19 protein-coding genes and 1 pseudogene are annotated in these 22,853 nt (G+C 45.7%); 18 read left to right on the forward strand and 2 right to left on the reverse strand.

Annotated elements, in window-relative coordinates:
- Positions 1 to 282: 282 nt before the first annotated feature.
- From QUA54_RS05410 to QUA54_RS05455, 11 genes are all read left to right on the forward strand, one after another.
- Positions 283 to 2,523, forward strand: coding sequence for a plasmid replication protein, CyRepA1 family (locus QUA54_RS05410; RefSeq protein WP_333413707.1), 2,241 nt, complete (start codon positions 283 to 285; stop codon positions 2,521 to 2,523).
- Between the two features lie 724 nt (positions 2,524 to 3,247).
- Complete coding sequence (locus QUA54_RS05415) at positions 3,248 to 3,838, forward strand: hypothetical protein (protein ID WP_333413708.1); 591 nt, start codon at positions 3,248 to 3,250, stop codon at positions 3,836 to 3,838.
- A 236-nt stretch (positions 3,839 to 4,074) separates the two neighbouring features.
- Positions 4,075 to 4,278 carry a hypothetical protein gene (locus QUA54_RS05420; RefSeq protein WP_333413709.1) on the forward strand — a complete coding sequence of 68 codons (204 nt, stop codon included), beginning with the start codon at positions 4,075 to 4,077 and terminating at the stop codon, positions 4,276 to 4,278.
- Between the two features lie 55 nt (positions 4,279 to 4,333).
- On the forward strand, positions 4,334 to 4,879 hold the full coding sequence (locus QUA54_RS05425) for a tyrosine-type recombinase/integrase (protein WP_015211723.1): 546 nt from the start codon (positions 4,334 to 4,336) through the stop codon (positions 4,877 to 4,879).
- A 1,077-nt stretch (positions 4,880 to 5,956) separates the two neighbouring features.
- Complete coding sequence (locus QUA54_RS05430) at positions 5,957 to 6,574, forward strand: hypothetical protein (protein ID WP_333413710.1); 618 nt, start codon at positions 5,957 to 5,959, stop codon at positions 6,572 to 6,574.
- A gap of 91 nt (positions 6,575 to 6,665) precedes the next feature.
- Positions 6,666 to 7,109 carry a hypothetical protein gene (locus QUA54_RS05435; RefSeq protein WP_333413711.1) on the forward strand — a complete coding sequence of 148 codons (444 nt, stop codon included), beginning with the start codon at positions 6,666 to 6,668 and terminating at the stop codon, positions 7,107 to 7,109.
- The gene (locus tag QUA54_RS34380) at positions 7,009 to 7,254 is read left to right on the forward strand and encodes a Rieske 2Fe-2S domain-containing protein (protein ID WP_445301529.1); all 246 of its coding nucleotides are present in this window, start codon (positions 7,009 to 7,011) and stop codon (positions 7,252 to 7,254) included. The genes QUA54_RS05435 and QUA54_RS34380 overlap by 101 nt, the downstream gene beginning before the upstream one ends.
- Before the next feature lie 100 nt (positions 7,255 to 7,354).
- Positions 7,355 to 7,702, forward strand: coding sequence for a hypothetical protein (locus QUA54_RS05440; RefSeq protein WP_333413712.1), 348 nt, complete (start codon positions 7,355 to 7,357; stop codon positions 7,700 to 7,702).
- Positions 7,674 to 7,988, forward strand: a complete 315-nt coding sequence (locus QUA54_RS05445) for a helix-turn-helix domain-containing protein (protein ID WP_333413713.1) — start codon at positions 7,674 to 7,676, stop codon at positions 7,986 to 7,988. Before QUA54_RS05440 ends, QUA54_RS05445 begins: the two co-directional genes overlap by 29 nt.
- 384 nt (positions 7,989 to 8,372) lie before the next feature.
- The gene (locus QUA54_RS05450; RefSeq protein ID WP_325314622.1) at positions 8,373 to 8,567 is read left to right on the forward strand and encodes a hypothetical protein; all 195 of its coding nucleotides are present in this window, start codon (positions 8,373 to 8,375) and stop codon (positions 8,565 to 8,567) included.
- Between the two features lie 367 nt (positions 8,568 to 8,934).
- Complete coding sequence (locus QUA54_RS05455; RefSeq protein WP_333224313.1) at positions 8,935 to 10,332, forward strand: AAA family ATPase; 1,398 nt, start codon at positions 8,935 to 8,937, stop codon at positions 10,330 to 10,332.
- Between the two features lie 211 nt (positions 10,333 to 10,543).
- Here QUA54_RS05455 and QUA54_RS05460 read toward each other — a convergent pair.
- A pseudogene (locus tag QUA54_RS05460) lies at positions 10,544 to 11,027 on the reverse strand (Uma2 family endonuclease).
- A 385-nt stretch (positions 11,028 to 11,412) separates the two neighbouring features.
- Here QUA54_RS05460 and dnaN point away from each other — a divergent pair.
- The 5 genes from dnaN (at position 11,413) to QUA54_RS05485 (ending at position 18,430) form a co-directional block, all read left to right on the forward strand.
- Positions 11,413 to 12,858, forward strand: coding sequence for a DNA polymerase III subunit beta (gene dnaN / locus QUA54_RS05465; RefSeq protein WP_333413714.1), 1,446 nt, complete (start codon positions 11,413 to 11,415; stop codon positions 12,856 to 12,858).
- Entirely contained in the window at positions 12,855 to 14,399 is a 1,545-nt protein-coding gene (dnaX, locus tag QUA54_RS05470; protein WP_333413715.1) for a DNA polymerase III subunit gamma/tau, read from the forward strand. Before dnaN ends, dnaX begins: the two co-directional genes overlap by 4 nt.
- A complete protein-coding gene (holA, locus tag QUA54_RS05475) occupies positions 14,396 to 15,382 on the forward strand; it encodes a DNA polymerase III subunit delta (RefSeq protein WP_333413716.1) in 987 nt (328 codons plus the stop codon). The genes dnaX and holA overlap by 4 nt, the downstream gene beginning before the upstream one ends.
- A gap of 632 nt (positions 15,383 to 16,014) precedes the next feature.
- On the forward strand, positions 16,015 to 17,313 hold the full coding sequence (locus QUA54_RS05480) for a ParB N-terminal domain-containing protein (RefSeq protein WP_333413717.1): 1,299 nt from the start codon (positions 16,015 to 16,017) through the stop codon (positions 17,311 to 17,313).
- A gap of 490 nt (positions 17,314 to 17,803) precedes the next feature.
- Positions 17,804 to 18,430: a hypothetical protein gene (locus tag QUA54_RS05485; RefSeq protein ID WP_333413718.1), complete on the forward strand. Its 627-nt coding sequence runs from the start codon at positions 17,804 to 17,806 to the stop codon at positions 18,428 to 18,430.
- 111 nt (positions 18,431 to 18,541) lie between these two features.
- Here QUA54_RS05485 and QUA54_RS05490 read toward each other — a convergent pair whose 3' ends face one another.
- Positions 18,542 to 20,467, reverse strand: a complete 1,926-nt coding sequence (locus QUA54_RS05490) for a type IV secretion system DNA-binding domain-containing protein (RefSeq protein WP_333413719.1) — start codon at positions 20,465 to 20,467, stop codon at positions 18,542 to 18,544.
- A 246-nt stretch (positions 20,468 to 20,713) separates the two neighbouring features.
- On the opposite strand from QUA54_RS05490, the gene QUA54_RS05495 reads away from it, so the two are divergent.
- Both QUA54_RS05495 and QUA54_RS05500 read left to right on the forward strand, forming a co-directional pair.
- Positions 20,714 to 21,487, forward strand: a complete 774-nt coding sequence (locus QUA54_RS05495) for a hypothetical protein (protein ID WP_333413720.1) — start codon at positions 20,714 to 20,716, stop codon at positions 21,485 to 21,487.
- A gap of 241 nt (positions 21,488 to 21,728) precedes the next feature.
- Positions 21,729 to 22,769, forward strand: a complete 1,041-nt coding sequence (locus tag QUA54_RS05500; RefSeq protein WP_333413721.1) for a DUF5895 domain-containing protein — start codon at positions 21,729 to 21,731, stop codon at positions 22,767 to 22,769.
- Positions 22,770 to 22,853: the final 84 nt, after the last annotated feature.

Here is a 22,853-nt window from a genome sequence, read left to right on the forward strand (position 1 = left end):
TCTGGGGAATGTCCTATTGTAAAAGGCGCTGAATGTGACTGTAAAAGCCATCCTGAATATTATCAGAAAACCTCTGGTGAATGTCCTATTGTAAAATTCACTGAATGTGACTCTAAATGCTTTGCTAAATATGTTTCGGAAAACCCTAGTGAATATGACTGTAAAAACCCTGCTAAGTGTGATTGTGAAACCAGCGCAAAATGTCGCCCAATAAACTTTACTGAATGTAACTTAAAAAAACCTACTGAATCTCACCCTATAGAGCGATATCGACCGCGCATTATGGTTGTAGAAGACTCACAAAAAGTTACAGGAAATTGGTCTTGCCGCAACCTTGAAACCCAACTGCAAAAACGCTTTCCTCATCAGCGAATTCTCAGGATTGATAGCGAATCAGTATCAGATCCCAATCATCCCGCTTACGGTTGCATTGAGCAACTAAACACGCTCATACAAAACTATGATATCATCATCGCTAGTCCCACAATTGGCACAGGAGTTAGCATTGACCTTCGCCATCATTTTACAGCGGTTTTCGGCATTTTTAAAGGAGCAATTGCTGTCAATGACGCTTTGCAAGCACTAGCGCGAGTTCGAGATGAAACAGTGCCTTGGTTTGTCTGGACTGCGCCCTTTGGTGTGGGCAAAATTGGCAATGGCAGTTCGAGTTACCAAGCAATTCTCAAATCTCAAAAAAAAGTCATCACAACCAATCTCAAATTGTTGCAAGGCGTGGATTTTGACATTGATGAAGCTTACGACCCAATTCACTTGCGGACTTGGGCTAAAATGGGGGCGAGAATTAATGCTGGGATGTGGAACTACTCTGAGGCAATTTGGGAAGCTTTAAAAGCTGAAGGGCATTCTGTTTCGCTATGTCGAGAGAATCAATTACAACAAGAACTCAAAGTTTTGCTGTTACGACAGCTTGCAGCAAACAATGCTCAAAATTGGGATTTATTGGAAGAACTAGAGTCGCAATACCGCAAATTAAAGTCGGAGTTAGATAGCCGGGAAACGGTAGCAGCTTGCATCCGTGCAGAAGCGACATCTATCAAGGAAGAGAATAAATTGTTAGAAGCGCAGGCTGTTAATAATGCTTCTGAGATTACTCTTTCTAAATACTTAGAATTGAAGGACAAACGGGCTAAGACTCGTGATGAACTAAACCAGCAGCGCAAGTATCAATTACAAGAGACTTATGGAGTGCCCATCACGCCTGAACTTAAGTTGAAGGATGATGCTGGCTGGCTGCCTCAAATTCGCTTACATTACTATTTAATTTATGACCCGGAGTTGGTCAGATTTCGAGATAAAAATCACTTGGCGGGGCATCGGGAAAGGGGGCAAGGAAAGGTGTGTCCTCAAGATTTGCGTTTGCTGACGGCAAGTGTGGAAGCTTTGAAGGCGTTGGGAATAAAGTCGTTGTTTAATGTTAACCGGGAGTACCGGGGGACTGACGCGGATGTGATAGCTTTTGCGGAACAAGTGAAGCAGTGCAGTGTTGATATTAAGGATTTTCTGGGTATTAGTGTCAGTCCTCAGATGACACCGATGGAGGTGGTGCAGTATATTTTAAGGGGTAAGCTGGGCTTTACTTTGCGGCGAGTGCGTCAAGAAAGGTCGGAGGAACGAGATGCTAAAGGTCGGCGATCGCGCATTAGGGTTTACCAGTTTGAGTTTCCCCAGGATGGCAGGGAGGCGATTTTTGAGGTTTGGCAGCAGCGGGATAAAGAGGCAGTGTCGGCGGAAGGTGCACGAGAGTGTTTAGGAGAGGTTTGTAGTGGCACAGGGTCGGATAATAGTATAGAGATGTCAGGGGGTGTGCCTCCCCTTGGTTTATCTCAACAGATTAATGAGGTGGGAACTGCTGGCACAGGGTCGGATAATGATATAGAGATATCAAAGGGTGTGCCTCCCCTTGGTTTATCTCAACAGATTAATGAGGTGGGAAATCAGGTGGAAACTGCTGGCACAGGGTCGGATAATAATATAGAGATATCTGAGGGTGTGTTTTCTCAGGATTTCCCTCAACAAAATAATGAGGTGGGAACTGTCAGCACAGGGTCGGATAATAATATAGGGATGTCAGAGGGTGTGTTTTCTCAGGATTTTCCTCAACAAAATAATGAGGTGGGAACTGCTGGCACAGGGTCGGATAATAATATAGGGATATCTGAGGGTGTGTCGCCTCTGGATGAGGAATGGGCTCACACTACTCAAGTGTTCGGAGTGGAAGCTGCACCCGCAGAGACGTTAACAACAGAAGGGATGGGAATTGTAGCTTCATATCAGGCGATAGAGCCCGAAACTCATGCTATTCCCACTTATGAGACAAAAGTACCCCAAATAGCACCGTCTGAGCTGAAAGTTGGCTCGGTGGTGAGGTTCTGCGGTGAGGTTCAGAAATATGTCGTTAGAGCTGTTTCTGGGGCTCAGGTAATGGTGAAATCTCTGTTTTCGGGGCAATTCGTCAACACTTACGCACACCGCTTAGAGCTTGCAGAAGGGGGGACAGGATGAGTTATTTATGGCGATCGCGATTGATGCTCAGTATTTATTCAGGAGTTGCCTGCTGCTCAACATACTTTTTAAGTTGCTCATTCGGTAATTGTCACTTCACCCATAACGAAAGCAGTAGCCACTTTATCCTTCCAGCAAGCTACTGCTTTTGTATACGTAAGTTATGCGCTTGCTCCCTCTATAGCAGCGGTACGAAGTTCTAAGCATTGCAGGCATTATTAGTGCAATTTTATGGTTCCATCTAGCGTGCCAAGTTAGGGGTGAAATGACAGTAATGTCCGATTAATTTTTGATTAACTTTTATCTCCGCGCCTACCGTCGCGGAGTGGAAGACAACTGAACTAACAATTCCCGCACCCGGCCTACAAACAAAGCGAGCTACTGAAACCACTTTCCGCAGAGAGTGCTAATTGTGGCGACTGAACACTCACTCGCCACTGTCCCCTCGCATTGGCGCCCGTCACGCGCGAGGCGATCGCAAAGAAAGAAAACACAACTTTTCGCTTTCCTGAAACCGCTTAGATCCTCGTACAGCAGGCCGGGACTGTTGAATTAATTATCAGAGGAGGTGTATTTCTCCTCAGTTAATCATCCAAAAGGCTGAAGTTAATTATCCGTTTTTTCAGCCCGTGTAGCCATGCTGCACCATGTTGTCAACTGTTGCAATCTAAAAAAGGTTAGCAATGCTTACCGCGAAAATTTTGATTTGGAGTTTTCTGTTAATATGACTATCCAAACTATCAACGATGTACTATTTCCCCCTTTCCTTTTTACCACTCTCTTTTGCTTAGCCTCAGTATTCCTGCACAAACCTGAAGCAGCCCAAGAAGAACTCACAGACAATCGAACCCAAGTAAATGTGTCAACAGTCGCAACACCATCCGATGGTATTGGCAGTGCCGTAAATGGAGCAACAATTGAAATTGAGAAACCAGCCAGATCCCATCAGACTCGCCATCAGACCACAGGCAAAAAAACACCAAACAAACCAGCAAAACCAATTGATTTTGCCGCACATTCAGGCGCAAGCACAACCTCAGTTCCTGCCGTTAATACTTCAATAATTTCACTTAGGCAAGCTCGCAAAATTGCTAGCGCCATCAAAGCTGCTGCGCCAGAACTGGGGTTCAAGCAAAAAGTTAACGGCTCTGATTCCTCTATTGAATGGTTGCAGGCTCAAATCAAAAATCGGCTGGAAAATTCTCCCCTAATTGTGATGCCTATCATCCTCAAGCTTGCTCCCAAAGCGGTGATTGCAAATACTCTAGCATCTGCTACTTCCGAACTAGGTGAAAGTGCGCGTTCAGTGTCCTAGCAGCGAACGAAAAGTTTCTCAACCAATTAGCGTACTCGTTTACCCTCCGAAACTTATAACAATGCCCAAGCCTTCGTAAGGCTTGGGCAGTTCTTTTGACCAGAATAAGCGATTTTCCAATAAAATCCTAATTTTTTATTAAAGGGGAACAAAACTAGCAAAACAACTTGCAAAGTGAATCAAAAAATAGTATAATCAAATTCTTACAAGCGCCACTTCTATTTGAGCGTACTGTTATGGCGGCAATTAAACCTGTTACCTTCCGAGCCCTCATAGATGCGATCGCCACATTGCCAATTATCAACTTTCCTGAGAATTTAAGTCAGTTGAGTAGCAATAAAAGCCAATCTAACTGCAATAAAGGACGCGGGCGAAGGCATCCTCGGCGCAGCGCCCCGCAAGTGGCCCATCAAGCGATAAAAGCTTTTCGGCAGACTTGACGAAAGCACACTTTCGTCCAATAATAAGGGATCTTCCATTTTGGAGGGCTGCGCCGTGAAGGTTCAAGGCAACGGGCGTGCTAAGATTTTGACGCCCGCCGAAATATCTAGGCTGTTCGACCGGGGTTTTGTTACAGCAAGGGATAGGCTTTTGTTTGCTGTGACTTTTTATTGTGCCTGTCGTATTTCAGAGGCGTTAGCTTTAACAACTCAGGACATTGTTGGCGGTGTGGTGACGCTGCGGAAAGCGACAACTAAGGGCAAGTCAGCAACGCGAACGCTGCCGCTACATCCCATGTTGGCTAAGTTTTTATTGGCTTACAATCCAGATGCGGGTTTTTTGTTTCCTGGGCGAGAGGGTACGAAGCCTTTGACACGCTCTCAGGCCGACTTGATTTTTAAAGAAGCTTGCAAACGGGTAAGAATTAAGGGAGCTTCCACACATTCAATGAGGCGGACAGCACTCACGAACTTGAGCAATGCTGGGGTGCCACTGCGGGTAATTATGGAGATATCAGGTCACAAAAATTTGTCGAGCCTCCAGCGCTATTTAGAAGTGCAGCCGGAACAGCTTGTCAAGGCACTCGGGATTCTGAAGTGAAGCTATCGCGACTTTGGTTCGCCAGATTGTTTCAACAGTTGAAGGGCTCTCCCGTAAGTCTTCTTTGAATTGAGGCGATATTTGGACGCAAGGCTCGCGATGGCTACCCATTTCTTGCCGGATGTATTTTAGCTAAAACAAAGGCAACTGCTATCCGCGACAATCCTGACTGGTTTGAGCCGCCTGCTCAAGAGTGAGGTGTGAATAAGCTTTCCTGACTCTTGAGTTGTAATTGACGTAATCCCCATAACTCCATAAAAACTATCTTACGGAACCAGTCAAAGGGCAGATAGATATATACTTACTGCTGCAAATGCTAGGAAATGCCCCAATCATTAAAAATGACTCCACCCATCAACAAGCCGAAGGTACTTATCAGTGCGACACCAGCAGTAAATACACCGGAATCATGATTGTCATTACACCCACAAAATGCCAAATATTTACCCCTAAAAAATTAGATATTTGGGGTAATTTTGGTTGGTAGCGACTACTATATCACTAAAAAAAAGCTCAAAAAATTAAGCTATTTTCGGGCGAAAAGCCCTTGTTAAAATCTAGGGATATTCATTCATTGATAGTCAGAAGATTGAACTGACAAATTTGTCAGTACAAGACAGGTTTGGCCTTGTCAAAGAGTGGCAGCCCTGTCACGCGCGCGTGAAGAAGGCTCTCAAACACCTTCCATTTGGTTGTTGACGACGTTAGCGCAGCCGGAGAAGAGGATCGCTCGATCTGATTTTTTTCAACCGCTCACGACAATAAATCTTGTTTCTGATCGATCGCGAGCACCTAGGATGACGTAAATACGTCGTTAGCGCAGCCGGAGAAGAGGATCGCACTCAGCCAGCGGGCTGGTCAAAGAGCGGCTATCGCCGCTATTGGGAGTGACCTGCTCATTTAAGTTTCATCCATTCTTAACAATAGCGAACACATTCACCTAGGAAAGCCTTCATCACGGGCGATCGCCCTCAAAAAAGCCAGTTAGCTGTTAAGAATTAGGATTGACTTCTATTTCAGTTAACTGGCTCCCTTTCAATTAACCACACAAAATTCAAAGAGGGAGGCTATCTCACCATGAACGGACACAACTTGAATTTACTGCCAGTACCACTACCGCCCATGCTGCCAGAAATGGTGGGTATCGTTGGTGATTCCCGATACTTCGCCATGTTTTATATGGGCAGCAAAGCTACTTGGACTGATGGTAGAGGGTTAGGGACCTTCAGTTATTATGCCGTGTACGAGCCACTTACTGAACATCCCGCTCTCGCCCTCGATCTGGAACCATACCACCTCGGTTCAGATGATGAATTTCCCACCCATGCAATTGTGTGCGATCGCTTGGAAGGAAAGATGTACGTCGGAGATTACCCAGAAGTAGAGAAATTTCTCAACATCCAGCACCCGCCGCTGCCCACTCTGTCACCAGAAGAAGTTGAACAGCAACAGCAAAGGATTGAGGAAGAACTGGCAAACTTTGACATTTCCACTTTCCAGAAGTTGGGGATGTTTGAGTTGTTGGCAGGGCACAATCAACAACAAAAGCAGGAGCTAGTAGAATTGGGGCATTGGCTTGACCAACAAGTAACTGAAGATTTGCTCCGGCGATATCTCGAAGCTGCTAATAAAGGTAATTGGACAGCGATTTCTGTACGGCAAAGATTTTTGCAACGCATCCATAAAAATTTTTGACAACTGAATCATTACCATTAAGCGAACGCAATTTTTCCTTGTAACTATGAGAGAGATTGGTATTAGTGCCAATTCCTAGCAACACTAATTAATGACCAAAAACTCTGCCTATTTCCGTAACAAAAATAAAACACAGAATCAAGTAGTAGCCATTGGAGAAAGAGCGCTTGTACAATGCGTAAAAAGCTGGTGTCCTCCCAGTTTGGAATCAAGATTTCCAGGGAAAATCATCCCTTTCTGGATTCCTATACTTCCTGAGCGACCGCACTCTGATGCAGAAATTCTCAAGTTTGAACCGCTCCACTATCACTTTGACTTTCGCTTTTGGCATGACCGACTTATCAACTTATTTTTCACAGATGGGGAAACTGCTGAAGATTGGCAAGCACGAGTTCAATTAGCTTGTGAAGTTATTTATCGAAATAAAACAAGTGGTGCGCTTGTGCTACCGCAATATACCAATCCTTTCAGCCGACTACAACTTCTTGCCACGCTTGGAGGAAGCTTACTCGAACTGCTCCTTGCTGCCTGGTAATATTTGCCCCCACAAAGGTTATAAACTTTTGCCAAATACCAAGCACCCTAATTTAGGAACCTGCCCGGGTCACGGCTTAGCATTTAACTTCAAAACAGGGCAATTATGCCGGAGAAAGGAATTTACACAGCTTGATTTCAGTTGATTGATTTAGGGGAATATCGCGCTGCAATTTCTTTATCAAGAAATTTGCCGGAAAACCTGTCAAAAAAAGTCAGGTGCAATCGATTCACAGCTATGAACTTATGTCAATCTTAAAAGGAAGTCGAGATTTGATTTCGGCGCTGTTGCTAAGAGATTTGAAGGGGATGCCACCTTCAATCGAATTGCCTGCTAATTTTGCCAAAATTCACACGCCGCGCTTTGAGTGCGGCGACATGGTGCGCTGGACGGGTGTTGGCGAAGAAGCTGATTGGGGGATAGTTATTGGCAATTTTTACAACTACGAACCACGTCGGTACTGTTGGATGTGGTGCTACATAATTTGGCTGGCTGCTAATTCCAAGAGCGCAGCTTGGTGTCAGTTTGATACGGCGCGGGAGGAAGATTTGGAGGGGTTTGAGGATGAAAAAGCCGCAGACTTTGACAGATAGAGAGCGCAATTTAATTGCAGCTTACAGCCAATGCCAATTGGGCATGACGCCGAAGCAGTTTTATGGCAAGTGGGCGGTGAGTTACGAGGAAATCGCTTTTATTTGTTCCCGTTCTAATTCTACAGTGCGGGGTTGGTTTAAAAAGGGAAAAAATCGAAGATTTCCTACTCCTGTCGATTTGCGTCATCTGGCAATAATGGACTTTCTGCTGGAACATTTTGAGGAAATTCCAGAGACACTGGCAACCTTGCTATGTCGGCTTTCTGAAGATAATAGCGTGCATTAGTAGTGGCGCGTCTGCTTGAAATTAGTGCATTAAACAATTGCCCGCGTTTTCTCAAATTGATAAACTTCAAAGCGTTTCACGGAGGCGGAGCACCCGTTATGGATCAAAGAAACTCTTTCTCCCCCTCTCCCCTTCTCCCTTCTCCCCTGCGAGTTTCTGAGGAGATTTCTAATGCCTCATTTCCAAATAGACGCGCCAATATTGTTTTTGATTTTATATACATCAAGCCTTTTCAGCATCAAAAAATAATTTGAGCTGGTTTCAGCACAAATATAGTCAATTGTCAATATCACCGTGACCTGTCTTTGACAATATTGTTTCAATTAAGGTAATGGCAGGTAATCAAACACAAACACAATTTGTTACTGTTATCAGGAGGTTAAAATGACCTATTTTGAGAAGTTGCACCCGTGGTGCTTAATTCGCTTACTTCCTAATTGCCAGCGTATTGTTGTGGCGCGATTTCGCAAGAGAAACGATGCAGATGAGCATCTGCGGGTTTTGCAACGGTTGGTTAAACATCGCACATTTGTGATTATTTTTGATAGTCAAGAACAGCCAGCTTTGCCTCAAGATTGATGGGCAAAACTTATTTTGAAGTCGAATTAGTCAAAGTACCTGCATTAGATTAATAACTCCGCTTCTCCACAATTTCTCCTAGTTATCAATCCAACTGATAACTGGGAGAGTTTTTGATGGGTGCATAAGTCCTAACTATGGAAAATTTGAGTAGTAGTCAAATCAACAGAACAAATTATACAAGACTTACGCCCCAAGTGTTTAAATACACTATTGGTAGCGGTAAGGTGCTTATGGCTAACCCTACATATAGAGGTTATGCGTAAGTCCTGTTAGAGTTATTATTATCGTCTCCATCAATTAATGATTGTGTAAATTTCAGCTAGCGCTGATTAGCGTTTGAAAGATAGCGGAAGAAACCAACCCTATGATTCAAACACTGGTAAAACCGAATTTTCAATTAACTTCTCAACAAAACAACGCCCTCCAACTCCTCGAACAATTTGTAGCAAGTTCTAAACGGGTATTCGGGCTATTTGGATATGCAGGTACGGGAAAATCAACCCTTGTCAACCTGGTAGCAGAACAATTAGTCAGCGCCGGAAAGAGAGTCGCTTTCACCGCTCCCACCAATAAAGCTGTAGGCGTATTGCGACGGATGGCTGCTGAAAAAGGACTGAGAGGAGTAGACTTTATGACCATCCACCAGCTATTGGGGTTAGCTCCAGTCAAACAGGGGCAAAATAAAATCCTCAAACAAGTTTCTCCTTCTTTCCTTCACCTGTACGACACCATTTTTCTCGATGAGTGCAGTATGGTTACAGCAGAACTGTGGAATATTATTCAAGAAAGAATTGCTAGCGCTTTACTCATCGGCAGCAATCGGCAACTTATTGTTATGGGCGACCCCGCACAATTGCCTCCTGTTAATAATGGCTTCATAGAAGAGAAAAAATCTCAATCCTTCAGCGTGCCTGAAAAAGCCGTTTTAACAGAGGTCGTCAGGCAAGGTGCGGGCAGCCCCCTGCTAGAATTCGTAACAGCTTGCCGCACGGCTGTCAAGAGCAAAGAAGCGTTCAAACCCTTCTCCAAATTCAGCCTTGATAAAAAAAACGGAGCCTTCTTAGTCAGAGAAAAAACGCTGCTGAAATACGCCTTAAAAAAGTTCTCTTCTACTTTCCCTCAAGACCCTGATTGCTTTCGCATCCTCTGCTACACTAACGAGCGCGTCGCCTACTGGAATAGCAAAATCAGAGCCAAAATCTACGGAAAAAATGCTCCCAGATTTATTATTGGAGAGAGGTTGATTGCTAAAGCTCCCGTTATTGCTCCCGACGGCAAAACCGTCATCCTGCCCACATCAGCAGAAGTGGAAATTGCCGAATTTCAAGAGGATAGGTACTCTGGCTATAAAGCCTGGAATCTCCAGGTTAAAACCGATGCAGGCGACCAACGCCAAATTTACATCCTCCACGAAAGTGACGCTTGCCGATTCCAACAGGACAATGCTAGGTTGCTGCAAAATGCTAAAAGCAATCCGAGCTTATGGAAGGCATGGTACGACCATTGTGAAATCTTTGCAGATATGAGAAATTGTTGGGCAATTACTGTACACAATTCTCAAGGCTCTACTTTCACGGAGGTGGGAATTGATAGCAGTGATATCGGCAGGAAAGTCGCTAGTAAATTGCTGTATCTCGCTCAACTTTTCCCTAGTCAGAAAGCTCAATTTGTCAAAGAATACCGCGACAGTATTCGAGCGCACAATCAGCTTATGTACGTGAGTTGTAGTCGTGCGAAGCACCGGGTTTTTGTTACTAAGTGAACCCATTTTATATTTGGTGAATGGCACTTTTAGAGTTTAAGGGCGATGCCTGTGGCTGGCTACGCCTCCGCCATCGAGTCAGCGCAAGCGCGATCGCCCACCCCCGGCTGGGGGGTTGACTTGTACGGCGTTTTGGCGTAGAATTAAAACAGGTATTTAGGTATTGACCTGTAAATTTATCGCTTTTAATTGCTTTTAATTGCCATATTATTTACAAAATAGTTGATAATTGTAGCACAAATTCGGGTAAAATAGATTCGCCGCTGAGAGTAGCGGGGTTATCTAAACATTCTACTTCTGAGTTAGGACGATAAATGTAAACTTTACGGTTTTTCCGGTCAATTAACCAACCGAGAGAAACACCGTTATCGATATATTCTTGCAGTTTGTCTTTCAAGGGTTGCAGGTTGTCGCTGGGAGAGCAACTCGATGATAAAATCAGGACAAATAGGAGCGAATTTTTGCTGCTGTTCGGGAGTGAGAGTGTGCCATTTTTCCAGTTTTATCCAAGCAGCATCAGAGGATTTCATCGCGCCGTTGGGGAGGGTGAAACCCGCAGAAGAATCAAAACCGATTCCTGTTCCGTTTTGTCTTGTCCAGATTCCCAGTTGTACAATTAAATCAAAGTTGCGATTTCCTGTTTCGGAACCTGTGGGTGGCATAATGGTAATTTCTCCGGTGGCGTTGCGTTCAATTCGATAATCCCGGTTTTGCTGGCAGAAGGCAAAAAATTGCTCGTCTGTCATGTCTATGGCAGGTGACATTTGCAGCTTCAGGGGGATGTTTTCTGTGAGTGAGATGGTTTGAGTCATTTTTTTAGCGAGATTTTAGTCTAACTTGTAGGGTGCGTCAGATTGAACGGTAAGGGGTTGAAATTTCTGGTTGATTATCTGACTCACCCTACTTTTTTTACTATGGCGGGAGACATTTGCAATATTTAGAGATTGCATTTGAATTCAGATTTTATCTAAAAATCGTACTCAAATCTTATATCTAAAGTTGAGTGACAAGCTGCTAATGCGAGCTATTCTCCAGGCAGCTAGCGCTGCCCCCGCTTAGCAGCTATTTTAACGCACAAAGATGCAAACCAAATTCCACACCGCGACAGCTAAAAGCCGAAAAAAAGAAAGCGGATTTTCTAAAATCAAACCCAAGGCAAGTGTTCCCTTAGAACAAACCGAACCTTTGGTCGAAGATGAACCAAAACTTGAAGAAAAATCCGATCGCAATTCCTCCAATAGCGCAGGCGATTCTCCCCAGCTTTTGCCAGCAGAAATTAAGCTTGTCTGCACGCAAGACAATTTAGCCAACCATCTCGAACTTGTCAGCAAAGCTGTTCCAGCAAAACCCACCCACCCCGTGTTAGGAAATGTCCTCTTAGTCGCTTGCAAAAAAACGCAGCGAGTCCAACTCAGCGTTTTCGACATGAGCTTGGCCATTCAAACATCCTTTGATGCCAAAGTGATATCTCCCGGCGACATGACCATTCCTGTCGGGCTACTTAGCGATATTGTCGGGAAATTCTCGCCCGGAGATATCACTTTAGTCAGTCGCGAAGCCTTGAATCGCGAAGGTGAAGATAGCGAAGATAGCGAAAATAGCGGGAATAACACCACCTTGCCAGAGGCTGTTAGCAACAGCCCAGTTGCTACCCTAATCGCTGCTTGCGGTCGCTATCAAGTTCGAGGGCTTTCGAGTGAAGAATTCCCTGCTATTCCTGAAGTAAAAACAGCGCAAACAATTTGCATCCCCGCTGAAACGTTGAAAGAAGGGCTGAAAGGGTCACTGTTTGCCACCGCTACCGATGAAGGCAAGCACATCCTGACAGGTGTTTACTTCAAAATCGGCCAAGATAGCCTCGAATTTGCTGCCACAGACGGCCACCGTTTGGTTGTCCTCAATACTTCAATTCAAGGTTTTTCTAAGAAGAAACAAGCGGAAATTGCACAGCCTCTAGAGCTTACAGTCCCAGCTAAATCGCTCGCCGAACTGGAGCGAATTTTATCGAGCAGGACATCCGCTAACCCAGTAGAGCTTTCTTACAGCACTGAGAGCGCTTTGATAGAATTCCGGTGGGGAGCGCAGCGCTTAGTAACGCGCTGTTTAGAAGGCGCATACCCAGCTTATCACGAGTTCTTGAAGCAGGATTTCCAACATCAGGTAACGCTGGAAAAAGCACCTTTCATCAAAGCTATAGAGAGAATTGCTGTGCTGGCAGACAAGAAAGAAAAAACGCTCAGCATCCGCATTAATAGCGAAGCACAGCAAGTGTCACTGTCGCTTTTCAGAGAATTTGGAAACGGCTTGGAACAGATGGCGGCGCACGTTAACTCAGACGGCAATTGGTCAATTTCATTCAACATAAAATACCTGTTGGAAGGTGCAAAAGCGATCGCTAGTTCCCAACTCCAAATGCACCTCACTCAGCGCGACGGCCCCGCTATTTTAGTTCCTGCTGGCAACCCCTCCAAGCCAAACATCCTAATGGATGCCAAATACTTGTTAATGCCGATTTTCAAAGAATGATGTCTTTTGCAAAAAAGGCTCGCTTGGCAGAAGTAAAAATATTGAGTTTTTTACTTCTCTCTTCTTCTGAGTGCAAACTCCGCAAATATGACTCTAATTCTCAGCAAACAATTACACCTAACCATTCAATCATGTACGCAGCATTGCCTCAAAAATACCGCCCTCGTAGCTTGTCTGAACTGGCCGGACAGGAGTACATCCAAAGGACACTTTCCAATGCCGTCAAAACTAATAAAATTGCTCCGGCTTACTTGTTCGCCGGGGAACGGGGAACGGGCAAAACTTCAACGGCGCGCATTTTAGCTAAATCTCTCAACTGCACCAGTGCAGACAAACCCACAGTAAAGCCGTGCGGCAAGTGCCAGTCCTGCCGCTCGATTGAAAAAGGCAGCAGCTTAGACGTTGCTGAAATTGACGCGGCTTCCCACAACGGCGTGGATGACGCTCGCGGCCTGATCGAGCGATCGCACTTCGCACCAGTTATCAGCCGCTACCGAGTGTTTATTTTAGATGAAGTTCACTGCCTAAGTTCCCAAGCTTTTAACGCTCTTCTAAAATGTTTGGAAGAACCTCCGCATCATGTAGTGTTCATCTTGTGTACAACAGAGCAACACAAAGTGCTGCCAACAATTAACAGCCGCTGCCAAACGTTTCTGTTTCGATCGCTGCCAATCCCAGCCATTGTCAAACAGCTAACAATGATAGCTGAGAAAGAGTCAATTGCAATTGCCGAAGAAGCTAAAATTGCGATCGCCCGCGCCGCGAATGGCGGGATGAGGGACGCCTTGCAGTTGCTCGACCAGTTGAGCTTATTAGGAGAGGAAATTACCAGTTCTCACGTATTGGAGCTGTCGGGGCGGATACCGGAGTCGGATTTAGTTGCAATTTTGAAATCGGCCCGCACCGGCAACGCGCTGAAGCTGCTGCAACTGTCCCGCGAACTCATTGACAGCGGGAAAAGCCCTAAAATGCTGCTGGCGTCGCTGCTAGCCTGCTACCGGGACTTGTTGCTTGCAACGAGCGTGCCGGACTGTTCGCTGATGCTAGTTAGCGGCATTTCGCACTCGGCCCTGATGGAAATTGCCTCTGCTTGGGACTGCAATGCTCTTGCTGCTGGCCTCGAACAGTTGCAGGCTTCGGAATGGCAGCTCAGCAAGAGCGCTCACCCAACGCTGTGGCTGGAACTCTGCTTGCTGGGATTGGCAAAGGTGCCACAATTAAAACCCCACGCCACAGAGAACGCGAGTGGCAACTCTTGGCAGCCCGACCGCACCCAGAAGCTGCCCAGTACCTCCAAGTTGCGAGCTCCTCGTTCCAAAGAGCGAGCCATTTGGGAAAAAGTGCTCTCAGCAACTTCTGAAAAGAACCGCGCTTTACTCTGTGCCGCTTCTCTGGTAGCACTGACGGAAAAGAAAGCGGTGCTGGCCGTGCCCGCCCAATACCTGGACAAGTTCAACCGAAACTCCGCTAAGGTGCAGAAGATATTTCTGGCCGCAACGGGGGTCCGCTATCTTGTGTCGTTCGAGGAGAAGAACCCATGATTAGCTTGCTGATAGGGGATGACCTCCACGCGATTCACAAAAAGCTTTCTGCCTTTAAAAAGAACCTCGACCCCGCTTGGATTGGCTTCAATTATCACCGCTTTGATGCTTCGGCATTGAATGAGGCAGTTGACTGCGCCTTAACTCCCGCCTTGGGAACGGAAAAAGCAAAGTTAGTGGTGGTAGAAGGGTGTAATTTCAAACAGTTTACTGAAGAGGCGCTGGAGGTTCTCCAGTTGCTCCCGCAGGTGCCGGAAAAAACGCACCTGGTTTTTGTAGCGCCTTCTATTGACAAACGCCTGAAGGTGGCAAAATTTCTGCTTTCTCAAGCTAAGCTGTTCGAGTTCGACCTTATTCCCCCCTGGCGAACGGATCTCATTGCCCGATCGATCCGAACTCAAGCTTTGGCAATAGGGCTGTCGCTGAACTCAAATGCTATTGATTACTTGACGGTTGCGATCGGCAACAATCCTGCTCGCGCCGAATCAGAACTGCACAAGCTGGCGACCCTGAGCAGCGGCGCGAACCTTACTTTAAACCAAGTGCGATCGCTGGTTCCTTCAACCACTCAAAATAGCCTTCAGCTTGCCGAAGCGCTGAGGGAAAATAACTCTAAGAGAGCAGTCTACTTGCTGCTTGACCTTTTGGCAATAGAAACTTTCCCGCTGGCGATTTGTGCGGCGCTGATTGCTCAATTTAGAACTTGGTTGTGGGTGAAAGCGGCGATAGTTGGAGGAGTTAAGCAAGACACTGAAATTGCCCGGATTTGTCAAATTGCCAACCCGAAGCGAGTGTACTTTCTGAAAAAAGAAGTAGCTGCTGCTTCTCTAACATCCCTTTCGTCTGCGGTGTCCCTGTTGCTTGACTTAGAGGGTTCGCTGAAGCTTGGACGTAAAGGGGATTCCATGTTGCCTGCAATTCTGGCGATCGCCCAACTGTTTCCTCCTAAGAAAGCAAGGAAACGCGAAGTAGAAGCGATGTAGAAGTGATGTAGGGGCGATGTAGAAGTGATGTAGGGGCGATGTAGAAGTGATGTAGGGGCGATCTAGGGGCGAGCGCGAGTGTTCATTTCCCTCGTTTAACTAATGCAACAAGTTAAACGGGGAATTTTTTTTACCAAAACACCTTATAAAACTTATTAATTAAACTAAAGTCACTCCAATGTTAATGCTTGCTAATCAAAAAATAAAACTCTCACAGAGATGCCCGAAATGTGGAAAATAAGTAAGAAATGGGCTAAAGTCTCCCACATACATTATGTTTGTAGTAATTGTTAATTTGAAATACAACGTGATAAAAGCTCTGTTATAATTATTTTTAATTATTTCTCCCGTTTTAATCAGAAACGCTGTCATATTAATCAATAATTGTTTAAAAGATTTTAAACATAATAGTCTTTGTTTATACCATTATGTAGCGCATTGCTAGTTTAAGAAATATGCTATTCTAAGAATGTAAAAGCAGCGAACCTTTTGACAGTGAAGGCGACCTGCCGATACAGCCCGCGCCGCCCCGACAGAGAATAACCCCAGCTTTCTGTTAGGAAACCTTATTGGGTTTAGCAGGCCTTCGGTACAAAGCCCCAATCCCCAAATAAACAACCAGGGCTATCCAAATGAATAAAAATGAAACTGTGTCGCTCTCAGTCAGCGACGCGATTCAGCATATTGGTCTTGACCAACTCAAGCCTCACCCTCGCAATGAGGAAATTTACGGGTGCACCGAAAGTATTGCTGACCTGGTAGAGTTGATCCAACTCAAAGGCTACGTCCAACCGCTGACCGTCAAAACAGATGGCACGATCGTTAGCGGCCATCGGCGGTGGAGGGCGCTATCCGCGCTGGGCTGGAAGTTTGTCCCAGTTATTGTCCGCCCCTTCCAGACTGAAGATGACGAGCTCTTCGTCTTGGTGGCAGAAAACCGCCACCGCCACCAAAGTCCAGTACAGAGAATTCGGGAAGGAATTGTTGTGGAGCCTATAGCTAGAGAGCTGAGGAACAGATATGCTGTCAAGAAAGCTTGCCAGCAAGCTGCTGACTCAGCAGAGCCGCCGTCGGACAACCAGCAACCGCTGATGGAAAATTTTCCATTGAACCCGATCGACTTGGGTCTGACTCCAAGGGAAATGGAACTGACGGAAAATATTGTGGCGGCTATAGTCGGCTTGGGGTGCGGCAGGAACTACAGGAAAGGGCGCATTGCCGTCAAAGCTGCCGACGAGCTCAAGAAAGACCGCCCCGAATTGGCTGCAAAGTGGTTGGACATTATTAATGACCACAGCATAGATGTAGGGTATCAACTTGCTTCGATGCAGGAGGACAAGCGAGTAGTGGCGTTGGCTGCGATCGCGTCGGGAGCAGCGAAAACCCCGAAACAAGCTAAAGCTCTGATTAAGGGTGCTTTGAGAAAATCCTCCGCCTCGAAGAAAACCGAGGGCAGCATTAGTAGCGAGCCGGTTCAAGAAAGCGATTGCGGTGGAGAATGTAAAACTTGCACTCCTTGCGAACCAATTACGGGTGAGGGAGTCAAAACGCACTTTGGTCCAGACAGCGCGGGGGCATGGGTTATTGTCAAAATCCCTTTTATTCCTACTGAAAAAATAGCGGAAAGGAAGTGGAATGGATTTTGGGGCCGGATTGTGGAGGTTGGAGCGACTTTGAAAGTCGATATGGGTTCAGAGGTGGTATCGCTCCTTCAATCAGATGTGGTGGCGATATTGAACCCAACGCCGAGTTTTTGCTCAATAGCTGAGCGAATTCTCAGGCTGCAAAGCTTCGGCACGGTGTACGAGTTTGGGAAAATCGTCTTGAACAGGATGCAGAGAAGAGTGGTTTGGGATGCAGCAGCGCTAGCTTATCTGGATGCTGTGGAACAGGTGGAATTGGCGCGGCGGGCGATCGAGCAGGCTTTGTAGTAAGGTTCCTTTTTACTGGCACTAACCGATGATCTGTTTGCCAATGAGTTTGAATGTGCGATCGCACAGCATTGAGTGCTGCTGCGTCGCAGTTTAACTCGTCGCTACCATAGCCGAGCAGTGCAACCTATAACTGTTTGGCTCGTTTTTTCGCTTCCGGGTCTGACGCGGGTGACAACGCCTCTGAAACCTTGATAGGTCAATCGTTGAGGCTCCTTAACCTCGACAAGCATGATGACTGCTTGAGAGGGTTATTAACAATGTTCCTCGGCAGCAATGGCGTAGTCGCAGGCATTGAGACATTACCCTTAAACTGAAGTTCCCTGTACTCGAAACCCTCTCAAGTGGCGATCGCCCGTGAGCATTTTTCTTGAAGTCGCTCAACTCTTATTTATAAATATTTGATAACCAAAATGTTCATTATCAATAAATAGCATGCAGGCGACTAGCGTCGCGCCCTCTGGGTAAGCTGTAACTGTCTTACCCACCTATGCAATTAATCACCCTCACTGATTTAAGTTTTCTAGCCAATCCGACACAACTAACAGTTCCCATTGAATTGAAACAAGAGGAATTTCAACTAATAATGAAACAAACTTTCTTGAAACTCCCCACTGAACCCCTGCTACTTGCAAATCCCAAAGTGGATAAGTGGATTATGGAAGTTAGTTTGCTATTTCCAGAGGTATTTGAATGGGAACCTCCTACATTCTTAGTCGATACTCAGTTTAGCGCTAAGCTTAATAAAGATGTATGCGTGCAAATCAACGCCAATGCAGCTTTTCTTGAACGTCAATCCGTCCATTTAATTGAATGGGCAATCCGCCATCCTGCATTAAATTGGTCTGACCGAGTAAAATTGTGGACAGCAGCCGAATCTCTCTCGCTGTCGCCAGAAAATATCAAGCTGACCGTGTTAGCACTGCACCCCGCCCATCCGGGGACGAGGCATGAAATCAGTTGGGACAGCCGGCAACACGCGCAGGCGAAAGACTGGCTCGCGTCCGCGCTGGCAGGACAGGCGAGATGGCCTGTTGCTGCTCGAAGAACATCACTGCCTGCTTGCGCGTCCCTAACTCCTTTCGACATTGAGGGAATTCCAGAGGTAGAGATTTAGAAACTATTGTCGCAGCCGCTCAGAATGCGATCGCGGTTGTTGCTATCCGAATTGATCCCAACTTCTAGGTTAAGGCCAATGGAAAATTTTCCATTGGCTCCCACACGCCCGCTAGCGCTTGCCAATACTGCCAGTGGCAAAAACCCGCCTGGAACGCCCAGTTTTACTGACAACTGAGTCTAGCGGGTCAGAGCCAAATTTCTTGCCTGAAGCTGGCGGCGTCGGCGATTGAGATGGAACGTTACCTCCGGCGTCTGGCAGAGGCAGCATCCGTTCTGCTTCCTCAATGCGATCGTACAAAGCGGCTGTAAGCTGGTCTTGACTTGCAAGTTGCACCCGACTCTCCAGCCGGAACCTGACCTCTGTATCCCAGAGAGCCTCACTCTCGCTTTGCCGCTGCAAATCGGCTTTGGGAATGGGTATGGTCAGCGCGTAAGGAATTGACCCCTCGCCGCCGGAACTGTAGCCGGGGTTCGTAATTACACACCGGCCCTGGGGGAACCGCAAAATTTCGTCCACCGAAAACAACGGCATTTTTTGAAGCGACTCGTTCCAACTAATAGATTGATTGCTTTGAGATTGGCCGCCCATTGAACGGCTGGTGGACTTGCTTTTGAGCAAAACTTCTTTTTCTCCGTAGCGTTCGGAGTATTTTTTGGCAGTATCAGTGTTACCCGGATTGAATAAAATATGAGTGCTGCAAGCAGAGGCGATCGCCGCCCCCATTTTCTCTCCGTACCCTTCGTACAGTTGTTCCAAACTTTGAATTCCTAGAATGAAACAAGCTCCATTCGAGCGATATTCGTTAATCCACTGCGGCATCCGATCCAATCGAATGGAGGGAAATTCATCGAGTGAAATAACCAGTGGGTCTTTCCGAGGGCGGCTTAAGTTGGATACAACGAGGAGGTGAATCGCGGCTGCTAGCAGAGGTCCCACGACGGAGCGCCGCTCGTCATCTAATTTGAAAATAATCATCTGTCGGCCTTCTATTTTCGTTGGGATGTCCGACTTTCCCAAAAATGCTCGCAACAGGTCAGCTTGGATAAAACTGCTGAACGTTCCGGCTGCTGTCGTCAGAATTCCTGAAATAGTTTTTTCTGCTTCCTTAGCGCTCAAAAATTGGTTGAAGCTGGTAGCGACCCACTCATCGATTCGACGGGATTGAACCGCATAGTCAATCCGCTTTACCAAATTTGGCAACCTCAAAATTGCATAGAGCATTGCCATGTCTGGATACCTAGAACCCTTGACTAATTGAAGGAGTGCTTTAGCCAATAAGTCTCCAGCTTTAGAGAAAAACTCATCACTTTTTCCATTGCCTGCACTCGCATTTCTATTAATAACCTGACCGATTTCCCCAGCCATGACCGAATCTTGAGGGGACTTCATAAAGTCGAGGGGATTAATGATGCCTGAATAAGGTTCTCCCGGTGCAAATACCGACACTTGGTAGCCATACCGCGCTGCCAGAGGTGCGTGGAGTTTGAGCTGATCGCCTTTCTTATCGTATAGAATAATCGGAAATCCTTGTACCATTGCACTTTCTATCGCCCTATCAATTGTAGAAAAAGTTTTACCCGACCCAGGCGCTCCAATTACTAAAGTTGACCGTTCTGCATGAGGGAGCCAAACAGTGGGAGAAGAACCAAAAGCTGTCTGAATAGTGGTAACAAAACCTCTAAGTTTTTTCCCCTTCCACCAATAGCGAGGACTGCCACACCAGAGCGTGACTTTATTATGCTTGCGTTCCTTAATTTGTTTCAATGCAAGCTGAGTGGCTGCCATTTTTTCGGAAGTTCCGCACACTTTGCCAGTGGTAATTTTGCCCTTTCCATTTCCTAGAAACCGAGACAGTAAGAGGAGGAATATCAGCGCTCCTATTGTTAGATATCCATCCGGGTTATTGTATTGTTGGAAGAGACCGCCTAAGTCAATTGACGATAGAGGTGTGGGTTGCTGGGTTCTCCTCTGGGCTTGAGCGAGAACTGGAGTAGAGTTAGCCTGTGCTATCAAAAATTTAATCTCAAAATTCATAAGTATCTATCTGAATTCAATATTTTGTCTATCGATCAATTAACTATGACCTCAGTTGTAGCTACAACTTAGTGTTTGCAGACAAGTAAGCTTAAATCAAAATTACTCAGTGTTAGTTCAGTCTTGGGAACGAGCAATTACAGCCAACAGTTCTAACTTTCGGTAGAAAACAACCAGCACTTGATATTATCCCTGCTAACGCAGTCAACAGGATAGGAAGCAAAATTATTGAAAGATATTTTTACCGTGAACAAGAAACAAAAAGAGTGGCTGTCAGAGCTTTTGAAGAGACACCCGGACTATGAAATTTTAAAACGCAGCACCATCAAACTAGGAAGAGGCGACATCTCGCTAACTTTAGAACGTACAGAATGGCTCTACATGGGAGCCGTTGAACTAAAATATTCAGGAGCCTATCTACCTGGATTAAAGTGGCATTATCTTAACGCCAGACTATCCAGAATGGGCAAATTGCTTTCCGACTTAACCTACAACTCTAAAGTCGTGTCTTACCCTCACTGTCCGGTGGCGCCTGACTGGTTGACAAAATCTAACTTAGAAGAGGTGAAAATTCAGGAAGGAGAACAGATGAATTTCCCCTTTCACGAAGCTGTATTGATGGTAAGCCAGCCCCCATTATTGAAAGGGAGTTTTTACCGAGCGAAGCGGTGGCGTAAGCGCAAACCAGAACGATCGCCTGTAACAAACAGTCGCCCCACTCCAAAAACTTTCCAGCGCGAACTGCCATTTTTGAAACCAAAAATCCTAGCTCCCGATACTAAATTTGTCCCCCTTGCTTGTATTGATGGCGCTCTCGTACAGGTTCCTGAATATCTAACAAAGTTGTTAGAAGAAGCCAATGCTAGTCTATCTGAACGAGCAGATGCAGCTTCTTTGTATGCGATCGCGGGTTTGAAAGGAGCCATCAATTTTGTTGAAGGGCTACCTCTACTGCGGACAATAGGAATAAACGCTTTACCGAGCGTCGATCGCGCCCAGTATTGGCAGCGAGAAAATTAAAAAATTTGTGAGTGCTTGATTCTGATAATAGCGCAACTTCAGAAATTGCTGAAGCTGCGCGAGCGCTTTCACAATTGTTATTTTTTTTGCACACTTAATTAGTCTTCCTCACGATTCGGTAGTTCTGTACTACCAGTTAATTTTTTTATAATTTTTTAATTTTTTTGACAAAATTACTAGGCTTAACTGTGCTACCTCTTACCCTTTTTAAAGGTAAGGCTACCGCCTTGCAGGAACTGCAATGTCACAAACTTTTAGAATGGTTAAAACCAATAGTAAAGCTAAAGCAAAAAGCTCAAATAACGCAGGGATGACTGAAGGCACAATCCCACATCAGTCAGAAGACCTTGATTTTGAAATTGACCCCGAACTCCTAGAACCCGGTCACAATCAAGTAAGGCGACCAATTCTGCCCTATGGCATCGTCATCAACGAACAAGTGGCGGGAATATTAATTCCAGAGGATCAGCTAGAAAAAGCCAATTGGTTTGTCATGCCAACAGAAGAGGAAATGACTACAATTGGACTAACAGAAGATGTTACAGGCCTGCTGCTCTCTAAATGCCACTTATGCGTGCTGGGATTCGTCCCTGAATACATTCGTTACAAGAATGACATTCCCGATCTAGGCGGTAGTGTTGTCGGGCTGTATGAAGAGTATAAAGCTCAACTCGATAAAAAGATAATGGATGTTGTTAGCGAACACGCCATTGTCTTCTTGGATGAAAATAATCGTCCCAGACACAGCACGCCTATTGTCATCAGATTTAAGAATGTTGCGCTTTGGAGCTTTAAAGCAGCCAGAGACGAATTCTACCGTTTGTTGGAAAAAGCATTCGCCGATTATTTCCAAATTCCTTTCAGCGGGAAAACCGATAAATGGCGAAGCCTCGGTATCCTAGAGGTGGAATTCAAAGGAGTTAAAGAAGGTGAAGGCTCTAATAAGAGCTACTGTTGCAAAACTGTCAGCTATACGAAGCCAACTGCTGATAATTTCCCCTTTCTATATCTGGGACGCCCGCAGCATAAAAATGCGATTTGGGGGCTGCACGATATCATTGCCGGATTCACTGAAACTCCTGCATTACCAGGTACAGCCGAACCGCAAATTCAAGTGCTGCCACCCGCTCCTCGTAAAGTAGAAAATGGAAAAAAGCAGACCGCCAATCATAAATCCCCTCGTAAAATTGCCGCTGAAGTAATAGAAGAAGAGGATGATTTTGACGATTTTGATGAAGAAGAGGAGTTCGACGATGATTTTGATGCGGAAGCAGATGACTAACAGCCTCGGTTAGTTACTTTTGAAGAAGTGCCTCATATCCAGTTAGGGAGCGAGGCATTTTTTTATTGGTGCGGAACAGGCGAT

The organism is Microcoleus sp. MOSTC5 (assembly GCF_036701825.1).
Taxonomy (GTDB): domain Bacteria; phylum Cyanobacteriota; class Cyanobacteriia; order Cyanobacteriales; family Microcoleaceae; genus Microcoleus; species Microcoleus asticus.